General features: G+C 63.8%; 12 protein-coding genes. 7 read left to right on the top strand and 5 right to left on the bottom strand.

Going from position 1 to position 14,173, the window contains the following annotated elements; genetic code table 11:
• Nucleotide 1: 1 nt before the first annotated feature.
• Entirely contained in the window at nt 2–901 is a 900-nt protein-coding gene (locus K2U94_RS08290; protein WP_243066766.1) for a branched-chain amino acid aminotransferase, read from the bottom strand.
• Nucleotides 902–1,009: 108 nt separating this feature from the next.
• On the opposite strand from K2U94_RS08290, the gene K2U94_RS08295 reads away from it, so the two are divergent.
• The 5 genes from K2U94_RS08295 (at nt 1,010) to K2U94_RS08315 (ending at nt 4,983) form a co-directional block, all read left to right on the top strand.
• On the top strand, nt 1,010–1,540 hold the full coding sequence (locus K2U94_RS08295) for a MarR family winged helix-turn-helix transcriptional regulator (RefSeq protein ID WP_243066767.1): 531 nt from the start codon (nt 1,010–1,012) through the stop codon (nt 1,538–1,540).
• On the top strand, nt 1,537–2,271 hold the full coding sequence (locus K2U94_RS08300; RefSeq protein ID WP_243066768.1) for a response regulator: 735 nt from the start codon (nt 1,537–1,539) through the stop codon (nt 2,269–2,271). Before K2U94_RS08295 ends, K2U94_RS08300 begins: the two co-directional genes overlap by 4 nt.
• A gap of 44 nt (nt 2,272–2,315) precedes the next feature.
• Nucleotides 2,316–3,635: an ATP-binding protein gene (locus K2U94_RS08305; protein WP_243068831.1), complete on the top strand. Its 1,320-nt coding sequence runs from the start codon at nt 2,316–2,318 to the stop codon at nt 3,633–3,635.
• Between the two features lie 11 nt (nt 3,636–3,646).
• Entirely contained in the window at nt 3,647–4,495 is an 849-nt protein-coding gene (locus K2U94_RS08310) for a DUF1186 domain-containing protein (RefSeq protein ID WP_243066769.1), read from the top strand.
• A 251-nt stretch (nt 4,496–4,746) separates the two neighbouring features.
• A complete protein-coding gene (locus K2U94_RS08315) occupies nt 4,747–4,983 on the top strand; it encodes an FmdB family zinc ribbon protein (RefSeq protein ID WP_243066770.1) in 237 nt (78 codons plus the stop codon).
• 16 nt (nt 4,984–4,999) lie between these two features.
• Here K2U94_RS08315 and K2U94_RS08320 read toward each other — a convergent pair whose 3' ends face one another.
• Nucleotides 5,000–7,072: an elongation factor G gene (locus K2U94_RS08320; RefSeq protein ID WP_243066771.1), complete on the bottom strand. Its 2,073-nt coding sequence runs from the start codon at nt 7,070–7,072 to the stop codon at nt 5,000–5,002.
• Nucleotides 7,073–7,245: 173 nt separating this feature from the next.
• On the opposite strand from K2U94_RS08320, the gene K2U94_RS08325 reads away from it, so the two are divergent.
• A complete protein-coding gene (locus K2U94_RS08325; RefSeq protein WP_243066772.1) occupies nt 7,246–8,034 on the top strand; it encodes a sulfite exporter TauE/SafE family protein in 789 nt (262 codons plus the stop codon).
• 181 nt (nt 8,035–8,215) lie between these two features.
• Nucleotides 8,216–9,244: a SphA family protein gene (locus tag K2U94_RS08330; protein WP_243066773.1), complete on the top strand. Its 1,029-nt coding sequence runs from the start codon at nt 8,216–8,218 to the stop codon at nt 9,242–9,244.
• 40 nt (nt 9,245–9,284) lie between these two features.
• On the opposite strand, the gene K2U94_RS08335 is transcribed toward K2U94_RS08330, so the two are convergent.
• The 3 genes from K2U94_RS08335 to K2U94_RS08345 all read right to left on the bottom strand — a co-directional run bounded on the left by K2U94_RS08335 (nt 9,285) and on the right by K2U94_RS08345 (nt 14,171).
• Nucleotides 9,285–10,673 (bottom strand): TolC family outer membrane protein, encoded by a 1,389-nt coding sequence (locus K2U94_RS08335; RefSeq protein WP_243066774.1) that lies wholly within the window; start codon nt 10,671–10,673, stop codon nt 9,285–9,287.
• Between the two features lie 94 nt (nt 10,674–10,767).
• Complete coding sequence (locus tag K2U94_RS08340; RefSeq protein WP_243066775.1) at nt 10,768–11,079, bottom strand: DUF3240 family protein; 312 nt, start codon at nt 11,077–11,079, stop codon at nt 10,768–10,770.
• The gene (locus K2U94_RS08345; protein WP_243066776.1) at nt 11,055–14,171 is read right to left on the bottom strand and encodes an efflux RND transporter permease subunit; all 3,117 of its coding nucleotides are present in this window, start codon (nt 14,169–14,171) and stop codon (nt 11,055–11,057) included. Before K2U94_RS08345 ends, K2U94_RS08340 begins: the two co-directional genes overlap by 25 nt.
• Nucleotides 14,172–14,173 lie beyond the last annotated feature (2 nt).

The following is a 14,173-nucleotide window of genomic DNA, read 5'->3' on the forward strand; positions in this document are numbered from 1 at the left end:
CTTATCGGGCCAGGGCTTCCGCCGCCACCTTGGGCTGGACTTCGTCGGTATAGGCCTCGATCAGGCCGCGCGAGATCGCGCCCGGAACGAAATTATAGGGGCCGATTTCGGAAACCGGGGTGACCTCGGCGCCCGTGCCGCAAATGAAACATTCCTCGAAGCCCGAAAGCTCCTCCGGCATGATCCGGCGCTCGTTGACCTTGATTCCCTTGGCCTTGGCGAGGCCGATCACGGTCTGGCGGGTGATGCCGTCCAGAAAGCAGTCGGCGATCGGGGTGTGGATTTCGCCATCCTTGGTGAAGAAAATATTGGCGCCGGTGCATTCGGCGACGCGGCCCTGCCAGTCGAGCATCATGGCGTCGGCATAGCCGCGGCGCTCGGCGCGATGCTTGGAGATGGTGCAGATCATATAGAGGCCGGCGGCCTTGGAATGGCACGGCGCGGTCATCGGATCGGGGCGGCGGTATTCGGCGACGTCGAGCTTGATGCCCTTCATCTTGGTCGCGATGTCGAACATCGACGGCCAGTCCCACACCGCGATCGCGACATGGATCGTGGCGTGCTGGGCGGCGACCGCCATCATTTCCGAGCCGCGCCAGGCGACCGGGCGGACATAGCAGTTCTTGAGGTTGTTTTTGGCGACGACCAGATCCTTGGCCGCGATCAGCTCCTCGACCGAATAGGGAACGGCGAAATCGAGCAGCTGGGCGGAATTCTTGAATCGCTCGGAATGTTCGCGCGATTTGAAGATGACGCCGCCATAGGCGCGCTCGCCCTCGAACACGCAGGAGGCGTAATGCAGGCCGTGGGACAGGACATGAAGCTTGGCGTCCTTCCACTCGACCAGCGCGCCGTTCATCCAGATATAGCCGTCGCGTTGGTCGAAGGGCAGCACAGACATGGCGGAATCCTCGAAATCGTCCCGATAGGAAGGCTTGACGACTAAACCCCGACCTGAAATATGTCAATAGACCTGACGTATTTCGACCGGGCTCGGGAGGACGGCCGCATGACGGACGCTTTGCAGCGCAGGGGCGCGTCGCCCGCGCGCCCCGAGCTTAAGGCGGGTTCGGGGCCGATGTTCGACCTGATCGAGCTTTTTTTCTTCGCCTATCGCGATTTCGTCGGCGACGCCGATCGTCTGCTCATGCGTTATAATTTCGGCCGCGCCCATCATCGCGTGCTTTATTTCGTGGATCGCCGGCCGGGCCTTTCGGTTGCCGAACTGCTCGACCTCTTGAAAATCACCAAGCAGAGCCTGTCTCGGGTGCTGAAGGACCTGCTCGACCAGAATTACATCGAACAGCGGCCGGGCCTGCTCGACCGCCGCCAGCGCCTGATGTTTCCGACCGCGAAGGGCGAGGCTTTGGCGCTGGAGCTGGCGGAGCTGCAATCGCGCCGTTTCGCCCGGGCGCTCGCCACTTTGCCCGAAGGCGCGCGCGCACAGGCGGCGGCCTTTCTCGCCGCCGTGCGGGACCCGGAAAATCGCGACCGCGCGCCAAAGGAATCGCCAAGAGAGGCGCCAGGAGAGCCCAGATGAACGATGCGGAACTCCACCCCCTGGCGGACGACGCCCTCCACCTGCTGATCGTGGACGACGACCGCCGCATCCGGCAATTGCTGAAACGCTATCTGCAAGGCGAGGGCTATCGGGTGACGGCCGCGGAAAGCGCCGAGGCCGCCTATGACCATCTGCGCGGGCTCCATTTCGATCTCATCATTCTCGATGTGATGATGCCCGGGCAGAGCGGCGTGGAATTCGCGGCGAAAATCCGCGCCGAAAACACGCCGCTCGCGGAAGCGCCGATCTTGATGCTCACCGCGCGCTCCGACACCGAGGACCGCGTCAAGGGCCTCGAAGCCGGGGCCGACGACTACATGGCCAAGCCTTTCGAGCCGCGCGAGCTGGCTTTGCGCGTCGCTTCGATTTTGCGCCGCGCCGCGCCGCGCGCGCCCGCCCAGACCGCTCCGGGCAAGAACGCCGTGCGCTTCGGCGAATACACCTTCGATCCCGACCGCGGCGAATTGCGCCAGGGCGACGATGTGATCCGGATTACGGAACGCGAGCGCGAAATGCTGCGAATCCTGGTGGAAAAGCCCGGCGAGACGGTGTCGCGCGAGGCGCTCGGCGGCGGAGGTGGCGCGGCGAATGAGCGCACCGTGGACGTGCAGGTCAACCGCCTGCGCCGCAAGGTCGAGACCGACCCCACCAATCCCCTGCATCTCCAGACCGTGCGCGGCCTCGGCTACAAGCTGGCGATCGAAAGATGAATTCGGCCTGGCGGGTCTTTTTTCCGGCGTTGCGGCTATGGCGGATGTTCACGCGCATGCTCGCGGGGGTCATGCCGAAGGGGCTTTACGCGCGCTCGCTGCTCATCGTCATCCTGCCCATGGTTCTGCTGCAATCGGCGGTGGCTTTGGTCTTCATGGAGCGCCACTGGCAGATGGTGACCTTTCGCCTCTCCAACGCGGTGACCCAGGACATCGCCGCTTTGATCGACATCTATCGCGATTTCCATAGCCTCGATCCCGACAACAGCAAGCTGGAGGACATAGCGCGCCGGCGCCTCAAGCTCGACGCCGAAATCCTCCCGCCCGGGCCGCTGCCGCCGGCTCTTCCAAAGCCCTTTTTCTCACTGGTCGATCGCGCCATGTCGAGCGAGATCCAGAAACAAATCCACCTGCCGTTCTGGATCGACACGGTGGGGCGCTCGGATTTCATCGAGGTGCGCGTGGACATGGGCGACGCCATCCTGCGGGTCGTGGCGCTGCGCAGCCAGGCCTATGCCTCCAACACCCATATTTTCATCATCTGGATGGTCGGCACGTCGCTCGTGCTGATCACGGTCGCGATTCTGTTCCTGCGCAACCAGATCAGGCCGATTCTCGCGCTTGCCGACGCGGCGGAGGAATTCGGCAAGGGCCGCGAGATCGAATTCCGCCCGCGCGGGGCGCGAGAGGTGCGGCGCGCGGCCTATGCTTTCCTGGAAATGAAGCGGCGCATCGAGCGCGCCATGGAGCAGCGCACCACCATGCTCAACGGGGTGAGCCACGATCTGCGCACCATCCTCACCCGCTTCAAGCTTTCCCTCGCCCTGCTTGGCGACGACGCGGAGGCGGAGGAACTGACCGCCGACGTCAATGAAATGCAGCGCATGCTCGAAGCCTATCTCGCCTTCGCCCGCGGCGACATCGGCGAGGGCGCGGCCCCGACCGATATTCCGGCCATGCTTGAAACTTTGCGCCAGGAGGGCGAGCGCCTTGGTCATGACACGGAAGTTCTCTACTCTGGCGAACCGGTCGCCACGGTGCGGCCCGACGCCTTCAAGCGTTGCCTCGCCAATCTGCTCAACAATGCGGCGCGCCATGGCGACCGCATTCGTCTCGAAGGCTCATGCGACACGAAATTCCTGCAAATTCATATCGATGACGACGGGCCGGGCATTCCGGCCGGGGCTCGGGAGGACGTGTTCCGGCCGTTTGTCCGCCTCGACGAGGCACGAAACCAGGACGAGGGCGGCACCGGCCTCGGCCTCGCCATCGCGCGCGACATCGCCCGCTCGCATGGCGGTGAAATCTTTCTCTCCACCAGCCCGCTCGGCGGCCTGCGGGCCAGCGTCCGGGTTCCGGTATAAGGCATAATTCCATGAATTTGGTCGAAATCGCTCTGAACGATCTTTCCGGCGCGGAAACCTTTCCGCTCGACGCCTTGATGACGCTTCGCCAGAAATGGGCCGAGGCGAGGGGGCCGCTCCTCGAAGCGCTGAACCTTTTCGCCTCGGGCGCCGATCGCAGCCCGGAAAACGCTGAAAAGGTCTTTTTCGGCCTTCATCTCATGGCCGAAAAACGCGAGACCGAGGCATGGGCGCCCCTGCTCGCCGTGGCGATGGAGCGCGAGATTCTCTACGATATGATCGGCGACGCGACCTCGGAAACGCTCCCCGCTATCCTGCTCAGCCTTTATCCGGGCGATCTCGACGGGCTGAAAAAGCTGATCGAGGCGCCGCAGGCCGACGATTGGGGCCGCGTCGCGGCGCTCGAATGTTTTTCGGCTATCGCCGCGGATGGCCAGATTCCGATGGACGAGGCCGTGGCTTTTCTTTCCAAATGTTTCGAGACGCTGCAGCCCCGCGAAAACCACCCGGTCTGGTATGGCTGGCAGGGCTGCGTCGCGCTGCTGGGCCTGAGCGAACTGGAGCCGTCGGTCGCGCGCGCCTTCCGCCAGGGCCTGGTGGAGAAGAATGTCCTGACCTTCGAGGATTTCCAGGCCGATCTGCGCGCTAGCCGCGCCGCCGCCGACCGTCGCGAGCTTTTCGAAGAGCGGGGGATCAAGCCGATCGACGATGCGTTGGACGCCCTGGCCGTTTTCGACGTGGACGAGGACGACCTGCCCGAGGCGCCGGCGGAAAACCCCCTGAAGAATGTCGGCCGTAACGACCCTTGCCCCTGCGGTAGTGGCAAGAAATACAAAAAGTGCTGTTTGGCTGCGGAATGAGACGCGGCTTTCAAATCGAACGATGAGGCCATCATTGCGAGCAGATCTAAGCAATCCGTCGTCGTGTTTTGGCGGACTGAGTGGCGGATTGCTTCGTTACCGCCGTAATGACGGCCTTATTTGGTCGCGATAGTGACGATCTATTATTGATTTGTCTTATAGGGCATTTCCCCGGCTCGTTCCTTGCCTTCCGGCACGATCCTTGGCCTGGAACTTGCTTCAATCTTAGGCAAATTCATCCGGGGACCCATATGCCGCTTTATTCCTACAAATGCGCCGATTGCGGGAAGGAATCCGAACTTCTGATGCGTTCGGACGACAAAGCTGTCTGTCCGGCCTGCGGCGGCGAGAAGATGGAGCGCCTGCCCTCCTGGCTGGCGCCGGAGCTGAAATCCGACGCCATTCGCAAGTCATGGCGCGCGGCGGCGGCGCGCGAGGGCGACGCCAGCAATTTCAGCAAGGCGGAGCGCAACACTTTCAAGAAGTGACGCCGCCGCTCCCTGTTCAGTGCGCCGGGGCCTTCGCGCCATAATGATGGGCGACGATGGCGTCGGCGGTCTTGCCGACAATTTCCGCCAGATGGTCGAATTTCTGGGTGAATGAGCCGACGCCCGCCGTCGCCGAGCGCAATTCGACGATCAGCCCGTCCATTTCCGCCTCCGGGATCAGGGCGTTGAGCACGTCCCAGCCGTCCCAGCCCGGCCTTGCGTCATAGCCGAGGATCTGGCCGCGCCGGCCGGAAACGATCGCGGTCACGCGCGACAGGGCGTCGCTCGGCGTCGCGATTTCCACTTTCAGAATCGGCTCCAGCAGGACCGGACCGGCCTTGGCCAAAGCCTCCGACATGCCAATGCGGGCGGCGGTGCGGAAGGCCATGTCGGAGGAATCGACGGTGTGATAGGAGCCGTCGGTGAGGGTCACGGCGACGTCCACCACCGGGAAGCCCAGCGGTCCCTTCTCCATCGCGTCCTTGCAGCCTTCCTCGATGGCGCCGAAATAATTCCTCGGCACGGCGCCGCCATGGACGGTCTCGCTGAAGGAAAAACCCTCGCCGCGGGGCAAAGGCGCGACATCCAGGGCCACGTCGCCGAACTGGCCGTGGCCGCCGGACTGCTTCTTGTGGCGTCCGCGCGTGGACACCGCGTGGCGGATCGTCTCTCGATAGCCGACGCCGGGCTTGCGCGCCTCGACGGTGACGCCGAAGCGCGCGGCCAGCCGCTCCAGGGCGACCCGCAGGTGCATCTCGCCCTGGCCGTATAATTTCAATTCGCCCGCATCCTGGTCCTGCACGAAGGAGAGCGAGGGATCCTCATCGCTGAGCTTGGCCATGGCGGCGGCGAGACGCACCTCGTCCTTGCGGTCCTTCACGCTCAGGGCGACGCAATGGGTCGGCGGCGGCGGCGCGGCCGCCGCGACGGCGGGCGCCGGGTCGCTGTTTTTGGCGTCGCCGAAGGCGTCGCCCGTCGCGACATGCTCCAGCCGGCCGAAGGCGACGCAATCGCCTTCCTCGACCTTGCCCTGCTTCGACGCCGTGAGGCCCATCAGACGGGAGAGGCCGGAAATGCGATCCTCGCCCGCGCCGCTCCGGACCAGCGCGCCGTCGGTGAACGAACCGCGCAGCACCCGGGCGAAACTGAGCTTGCCGCCATGGGCGGTGTGGATGGTCTTGACCGCCTGGGCGAGCGCGGGACCGTCGTCGGCGAGATGGAGACGGGCGCGCAGCCTGGCGAGCCCGGGCGATTCGTGGCGCAGAGCCTTGAGCAGGCGGGTGACGCCGTGACCGGCCTCCGCAGAGCCGATCAGCACCGGCGCCACCAGTCCCTCCCGCAGGTCGCGGGTGAGGTCGTCGAAAATCTGGTCGCGCGGCGGCTCGATGTCGGCGATCAGTTCTTCCATCAAGGCGTCATCATAATCGGCGAGGCGCTCCAGCATGGTATAGCGCGCCTCCTTCTCGCGCGGCATCTCGCCCGCCGGCACGTCCACGACGACGGAAGGCGCGTGCTCGCGATAGACGAAGGCCCGTTCGAGAGCGAGATCGATGAAGCCGGTGACGATGTCGTTCTGCCAGAGCGGGATTTGCCGCAACAGCAGCGGAGTTTGCGAGGCCGGCTGAAGCATGGCGAGAATCTCGCGTATGCGCACCGCCGTCTGGTCGATCTTGTTGAGAAACAGGATGCGCGGCACGCGAAGATCTTCGAGTTCGCGCAGGATTATGCGCAAAGCCGGCAGTTTGCGCTCATCCGCCTCGCAGACCACGATTGCGGCGTCGCACAGGGGCAGGACATTGCGCGCCTCGTGAGCGAATTCGACGGAGCCGGGCAGGTCGATGAAAGTGTAGCGGTCGCCGAGATAATCGACCGAGGCGATATTGGCCTCGACGCTCGCGGCGTGGGCGCGGGCCTCGGCGGTGCTGTCGCCGACCGAGGAGCCGTCGCGCACCGAGCCCTGGCGCGACAGCGCGCCCGCCCGGGTCAGCAGGCATTCGAGCAGGGTGGTCTTGCCGCTCTGGAACGGGCCGACGATCGCGAAGAGCCGCGGCCCGCTGACGCGTCTGTCGCCATTTGCGTTCTCGCCCATGTCCCGCTCCTCCATTCGTTTCGGATCGGCCTGTCGCAAATATTTCACGCAGCGCGCGAAATGCCAATGTTTTAGTGGAGCCGGTCAGGCTCTCCTGTCCTGCGTCAAATTATCAGTTGACTAATTTGCTATAATTTCCAAACTTAATCAGTTTCTCGAGATGGAGGGGCTCCATGTTGGCCGGACATTTCATCCAGTTTCACTATACGATCGCCGGGATCGCCGTCGGATCGCTGGTGGGGCTGACGGGCGTGGGCGGCGGCTCGCTGATGACGCCTTTGCTCGTTCTGCTGTTCGGCGTCCATCCGGCGGTCGCCGTGGGCACCGACCTGCTCTATGCCGGGATCACCAAGATCAGTGGCTCCGCCGTTCATCACGCCAATGGCTCGATCGACTGGAAAGTGGTGCGGCGCCTGGCGGCAGGCTCGGCGCCGGCGGCGCTCCTGACGCTGGCGAGTCTGTCGCATTTCGGCGTGGTCTCGTCGCAGTCGAGCCGGGCCATTACCCTGATTCTGGGCTATACGCTCCTGCTGACGGCGGTCATCCTGCTGTTCCGGTCCTGGCTGGTGGCGAAGACCCAGCCGTTCTTCGAGAAAATGTCCGACGAGAGGATCGGCGCCCTCACCGTGGTCCTCGGCGTTGTGCTTGGCGTTATGGTCACCATGTCGTCGATCGGGGCCGGCGCCATTGGCGTCACGGCTCTTCTGATGCTTTATCCGCGCATGTCCACCCTGCAAATCGTCGGCTCGGACATCGCTCATGCGGTTCCCCTGACCCTGATCGCCGGCGCGGGCCATTGGATGATCGGTTCGGTCGATTGGTCGATGCTGGTTTCGCTGTTGCTCGGCTCCATTCCGGGAATCATGATCGCAAGCCATTTCGCCGCCCGCGCCCCAGACCGCGTTTTACGCACGCTTCTGGCCCTCTCGCTGGTTTTCGCGGGAGCCAGGCTAGCGCTTTGAGGGGGTTGCAAAAAACATTTTATGTTATGACATACGCCCGCCGCCGATTGATGTTCGGCAGACAAATTAGAAGTTTTCTAAAGATTGGAATTCCGGTTTGGATCCGGGTCGCCGTGGCCTATGGCTGATCGTCACAGAGGCTGCGTAAAATCGTCGCGCCGCGGATCAGTTGGGGGCATTTATGAATTCGGGCAAGGTCTTGCGTAGAGGCGTGTGCGCGACGGCGATTGCGGTCCTGGTCGCCGGCCCGCATGCCGCTTTCGCGGACGAGGGTGGAACCAGCTATTGGGTGCCCGGGTCGTTTGGCAGCATGGCGGCTGTCCCGACCGCTCCGGGCTGGTCCGTGTCGACCTGGTTCTATTATGTCAACGCTCAGATGAACGCGCCTGGGATTTTCTCGCGGGATCCCGTGCTCGGGGCCTTGCCGGCCAATGTGGCCGCCATCCCCTACGCCACGCAATATAACACGGCCTATCAGGGCTATATCTCGCCAACTTACACGTTCAAGGATCCCGTTCTCTGGGGCCAACTCGCCTTGAACGTCACCGCCCAGGTGACGCAGTCGTCATCGACGGTCGGCGGACATTGGTTGGGATTTGCTTCGACTCCCTCGGGCGTTCAGCCCTATACGCAATATGGCGTGGGCGGCGACACGATTTCAGGTCTCGGCGACATTGCGCCGGAGGCCAGTCTGAAATGGGCCTCCGGCGTGCACAACTTTCTCGCCTATGCCGGGTTCAATATTCCAGCCGGATTGTTCAACGCCGCCCGGTTCTCCAATATCGGGATCGGTCATTGGGCGATCGACGCCGGCGGCGGCTATACCTATTTCAATCAGAAGACCGGATGGGAGTATTCCGGCGTCGTCGGCTTTACCTATAGTTTCATCAATCCATCGACGCAGTACCGTGACGGCGTCGACATCCATTTCGATTGGGCGGCGTCCTATACATTCAACGACAAGATCTCGGCGGGTGTGGTCGGCTATTTCTTCCACCAGCTTAACTGCGACAGCGGTTCGGGCGCCTTCGACGGCTGCGATATTTCCCAGGCTTTTGGCGTCGGTCCGCAGCTTACCTACAATTTTCCAGTGAATGACTGGCAGGGTTCGCTGAATTTCAAGGCATACAAGGAATTCTGGGCCGAAAACCGCCCGGCGAACTGGAATGGTTGGATCACGCTGACGATCTCGCCGCCCTCGCCGAGCTGAACGCGGGCTTCTGGAAATTCTTCGTTCCACGCCGGCTGCGTCAGCGGCCATCGGGCGTGTCGACGCCGATGAAGCGATCTCTCGTCTGATCGTAATGAGTCCTCGGATCGTATGTCGTCACGGCAAGGCCGAGACGCTGCGCCGACAGGAGGCCGGACGCCGTCATCACGGCGTAGGACGCAACGACCCGGTCATATTGCGCGGTCAGCAATCTTATCCGAGAGTTGAGCAGGGCCTGATGGGCGTTGAGAATGTCGAGAGTTGTCCTCAATCCGTCCTTGGCCTCCTCGCGCAGGCCCATCAATGAGAATTCGTCCGCTCTGACGGTCGCCTCGTCGGCGGGGATCGTCGCACGCGCGGCCACAAGCCGGCCCCAGGCCGTGGAAAGCCGCGCGCGGACGGCTGCCCGTTGGGACTCCACGGCGAGGCGCGCCTCGGCCAAATGTTGTCGCGCCTGCCTGATCGCGGCATATTCCGCACCACCCTGGTAGATGGGAATGTTGATCTGGCCCCCGACGCTCGCGAAGGAAACGACATTGTCGGGAGGGCCTGTGAAGTCGGTCGGCTGCTGGGCCGCGCCCTGGGCGACGACGGTCGGGAGCAGGGCGCTTTCGGCGACCTTGACCGCGGCCTCGGCGACGGCTGCCTGATGCAGCGCGCCAATGATCGCCGGATGTTGCGCCATCGCGGCCGCGATCGCCAGCCGCAGGCTGCCCGGAAGCAGTTTTTCGATGGGACGCGCCGGCTGCAGCTGCTCGGGCGCGACTCCCACCACACGACGATAGTTGGCGATGTTGGCCTCCAGATTGGATCGCGCCATCGCCAGATCGGCGCGCGCGACGGCCAGGAAGGTTTGAGCTTGCGCGACGTCGGTCCACATTACCTCATTGGCGTCGAAACGGGCGCGCGCATCTACCAGTTCGACCTTCAGCGCCTCGACATATCCCTGCCGCAGGTTGAGGATCGCGGTGTCGCGCATGACGTTCATATAAGCGGTCGCCGCAGTCTGAAGCGTGTTCGATTCGGTTTGGCGCAGTAGCGCGCGCGCCGCAAGCACGCTGCTTTCGGCTTCGCTCACGGAATTTGCGGTGCGCCCACCATCGAAAAGGTTCTGCGTCAAGCCGACTTCATAGGTCGCCGCCGGCGCCTTCGACACGTCTTTCGCCGGCGACGTCGGATCGCCAATGGTGACGCTATATTGAGGGCCGTCGCCGACGCTCCCGTTGATTTTCGGACGCCAACCGGATTTGGCTTGCGGCACGCTTTCGTCGCTGGCGCGGACGGCGGCGCGCTGTTCGTTGAGTTCCGGATTGTTTCGATAGGCGCGCCCCAGGGCGCCCGAAATCGTCTCCGCCGCGACTTCCAAGGCGCTGCTCGAGATCGCGGCCGCGAGCAGCGCGACAAGGCAAAATCGCGCGCGAGGGGTCATGCGAGCGTCCCCGTGATATCGCTGACGCTCGCAATCGGCCGCTCTCGCCGCGCAAAGGCGTAGGCGTCGGTCATCGGAAGATGGTTCGCCCTGTTCATTTGAATTGTCCAAATTGTTCGACCGGCTCCACCCAATAGGCGAGATTGGGCACGGCGATCCGCTCGAGCAATTCGGCGAGGAGGCTCTCCAGCCTCGCGCGGTCGAGGACGATGAAGACCAGGCGTCGTTCGATCCGGCCGCGAACCATTTCGCGCGGCGAGGCGTTTTCGAATCCAGCGCCGTGTCCTTCGACGCGCAGGCTGGTGAACCCCGGCAGGGCCGGCCGGGAATCGAGCAGGAAATCCAGGATCTGGTCTTCCGCCGTCACCGGAAAGACTAGGTTCAGCTTGCAGAGGTCGTGATCCATTGCGGTTTCCGCGATTTATCCGAGGCGGAACGGTTCTCCTCCCCGAAGCGTCTGAAAAAGATGGGCAGCAGCACCAGCGTCAGCAGAGTCGAGGTGATGAGCCCGCCGATCACCACGACCGCGAGCGGCTTCTGGATCTCGGAGCCGGGACCCGACGCGAAAAGCAGCGGAACGAGGCCAAGCGCCGCGATGGTGGCCGTCATCAGCACCGGACGCAGCCGCCGCAGCGCGCCGTCGAACACGGCGCTCTCGATCGGCGCTCCGGCCGCCAGGAGCTGGTTGAAATAGCTGACCAGCACAAGGCCGTTGAGCACCGCGATGCCGAGCAGGGCGATGAAGCCCACCGAGGCGGGCACGGACAGATATTGACCGGAAATCCACAGCGCGATGAGTCCGCCGACCAAAGCGAAGGGCACATTGGCCAGGATCAGCAGAGCCTGCCGGATCGAGCCGAGGGTGGCGAAGAGCACGACGAAGATCAGGCCGAGCGCAATCGGGACGACGATGGCGAGCCGCGCCATCGCGCGTTGCTGGTTTTCGAATTCGCCGCCCCAGACGAGCCGGTAGCCGGGCGGAAGCGGAATCTGCGCCGCCACCGCCTTCTGGGCGTCGTCGACGAAGCCGACGAGGTCGCGGCCGCTGACATAGGTCTGCACGATCGAGAAGCGCGATCCATCCTCGCGGTCGATCTTCACCGCGCCCGCCGTTCTGGAGAGCTGCGCCACATCCCGGCTGCGGATCAATCCGCCGTCGCCCGACGCCAGCTGCATGTCGGCAAAGGCTTCCGGCGACTCGCGGAGGTCCTTCGGGCCGCGGACGACAATACCGGTTCGGCGGTTGGGCTCGATGACCAGGCCGGCGGGGGCGCCTTCGAGCAGCGAGCGCAACTCGTCCTCGATTCGATTCACCGACAATTTGGCGCGTCCGAGCGCCATACGGTCGAGCTTGACCTGAAAGTAATCGACCGCCCCTGCCGAGGGCGTCATCACCTCGGCGGCGCCCCTGACCTTGGAAATGACCGATTTGATCCGGTTGGCGAGCGTCGAAAGGGTGTCGAGGTCCGGTCCGAAAATCTTGACCGCGAGATTGCCGCGCGACCCGGTCAGCATTTCCGAGGTGCGCATTTCGATGGGCTGGGTGAAGGCGAATTCGACGCCGGGGAAACCGGACATAGCCTCGCGCAATTGTCCCAGCAGCCATTCCTTGTCGGGCACGCGCCACTGCTCCCGCGGCTTGAGCACGAGGAAATTGTCCGCTTCGTTGAGCCCCATCGGGTCGAGTCCGAGTTCGTCGGCGCCGACGCGCGTGACGATGCGCTCGACTTCCGGAACCGATTTGAGCACTTGCCGTTGCAGCAGAAGGTCAAGCTCGACGCTGTGGGCCAGATTGATCGACGGCAACTTCGTCGTCTGCATGATGATGGCCCCTTCGTCCATGGTCGGCATGAAGGCCTTGCCGACAGCGCCATAGGCGAAGGCCGCGGCGACAAGTCCGCTCGTTGCGACCAGGATGATGGGCAGCGGGCGCCGAAGGGCGAAGCCCAGGACCTTTCTGTAGGCGGGGTTCAGAATTCGCATCAGCCACGGTTCGTGATGCCCCGTGACGTTCAGGACCATCGACGCGAGGACCGGAATCAGGGTCAGCGACAGGAGAAGCGATCCACTCAAGGCGAAGATGATGGTGAGCGCCACCGGCGCGAACATCTTGCCTTCGAGCCCCTGGAGCGAAAGCAGCGGCAGGAACACCAGGCAGATGATGAGAATGCCGGACGCGACCGGCGTCGCAACCTCCGCGGTCGATTGATAAATGTGGTGCAGCCGCGGCGTCTGGCTGTGGCTGGCCCGGCCGAGCCGGTCGACATTGTTCTCGACGACGACGACAGCGGCGTCCACGATGAGGCCGATGGCGATCGCCAGGCCGCCAAGACTCATGAGATTGGCCGACATGTCGAACCAACGCATGATCACGAACGTCACCAGGGCCGCCATGGGCAGGGTGATCGCGACGACGATTGCCGCGCGGAGATCGCCGAGGAAAAGCAGGAGAAGGATGATGACCAGGACGGTGGCTTCGATCAGGGACTTCTTGACCGTTCCGACCGCCTTGTGAATGAGGTCGGCGCGGTCGTAGAAGACGCTGACGGAGACGCCGGGCGGAAAGCTCGACTTCAACTCGGCGAGTCGTTCGCGCACGGCTTTGACAACCGCGCTGGCGTCGGCGCCGCGCAAGCCGATCACAAGGCCCTCGACAGCCTCGCCCTTGCCGTTTTGCGTGACCGCGCCATAGCGCGTCAGGGCGCCGATGCGGACCGTCGCAACGTCTGAAACGCGCAAGATCCGGCCGCCCTCGATCTTCAAAACGATCTGTTCGAGATCCTGCGGCGTCTTGATCGCCCCTTCCGAGCGCACGACAAGCGCCTTCTCGCCGTCGACCAGGCGACCGGCGCCGTCATTGCGATTATTCACTGAAATCGCCTCGACGAGATCGGCGACGCCGAGGCCCGCCGCGGCGAGGAGCCGCGAATCGGGAACGACCTCGAAGGTGCGGACAAAGCCGCCCAGGGCGTTGACGTCGGCCACGCCGGGAATCGTCCGCAGCGCCGGCCGGATGGTCCAGTCGAGCAGCGTGCGCTTTTCCTCGAGCGACAGGCTGTCGCCCTCGACGGTGAACATGAACACGTCTGAAAGCGGCGTCGAGATCGGCGCGAGACCGCCGGAAATATTGGTTGGCAGGTCGCCGCGGACCGCGGCGAGACGCTCGGCCACCTGCTGGCGCGCCCAATAGATGTCGGTTCCGTCCTCGAAATCGATCGTCACGTCGGCGATAGCATATTTCGCCGACGAGCGCAGGATGGTTTTGCCGGGAATGCCGAGCAGTTCCATTTCGAGCGGCGTAACGACGCGTGTCTCGACCTCTTCCGGGGTCATCCCTGGCGCCTTCAGGATGATCTTGACCTGCACCTGGGCAATGTTTGGGAAAGCGTCGATCGGGATGCGCATGAACGCATAGACGCCGAACCCGGCGATCAACCCGGCGACCAGCAGGGTGAACAGACGCTGCGACAGCGAGAATTCGACGAGACGTCGTAGCATGC

This window comes from Candidatus Rhodoblastus alkanivorans (assembly GCF_022760755.1).
Lineage (GTDB): Bacteria > Pseudomonadota > Alphaproteobacteria > Rhizobiales > Beijerinckiaceae > Rhodoblastus > Rhodoblastus alkanivorans.

Bases quoted from the DNA above. Each gene is read 5' to 3' on its own strand.
- K2U94_RS08290 (WP_243066766.1), bottom strand. From the start codon at position 901: ATGTCTGTGCTGCCCTTCGACCAACGCGACGGCTATATCTGGATGAAC.
- K2U94_RS08295 (WP_243066767.1), top strand. From the start codon at position 1,010: ATGACGGACGCTTTGCAGCGCAGGGGCGCGTCGCCCGCGCGCCCCGAG.
- K2U94_RS08300 (WP_243066768.1), top strand. From the start codon at position 1,537: ATGAACGATGCGGAACTCCACCCCCTGGCGGACGACGCCCTCCACCTG.
- K2U94_RS08305 (WP_243068831.1), top strand. From the start codon at position 2,316: ATGTTCACGCGCATGCTCGCGGGGGTCATGCCGAAGGGGCTTTACGCG.
- K2U94_RS08310 (WP_243066769.1), top strand. From the start codon at position 3,647: ATGAATTTGGTCGAAATCGCTCTGAACGATCTTTCCGGCGCGGAAACC.
- K2U94_RS08315 (WP_243066770.1), top strand. From the start codon at position 4,747: ATGCCGCTTTATTCCTACAAATGCGCCGATTGCGGGAAGGAATCCGAA.
- K2U94_RS08320 (WP_243066771.1), bottom strand. From the start codon at position 7,072: ATGGGCGAGAACGCAAATGGCGACAGACGCGTCAGCGGGCCGCGGCTC.
- K2U94_RS08325 (WP_243066772.1), top strand. From the start codon at position 7,246: ATGTTGGCCGGACATTTCATCCAGTTTCACTATACGATCGCCGGGATC.
- K2U94_RS08330 (WP_243066773.1), top strand. From the start codon at position 8,216: ATGAATTCGGGCAAGGTCTTGCGTAGAGGCGTGTGCGCGACGGCGATT.
- K2U94_RS08335 (WP_243066774.1), bottom strand. From the start codon at position 10,673: ATGACCCCTCGCGCGCGATTTTGCCTTGTCGCGCTGCTCGCGGCCGCG.
- K2U94_RS08340 (WP_243066775.1), bottom strand. From the start codon at position 11,079: ATGGATCACGACCTCTGCAAGCTGAACCTAGTCTTTCCGGTGACGGCG.
- K2U94_RS08345 (WP_243066776.1), bottom strand. From the start codon at position 14,171: ATGCTACGACGTCTCGTCGAATTCTCGCTGTCGCAGCGTCTGTTCACC.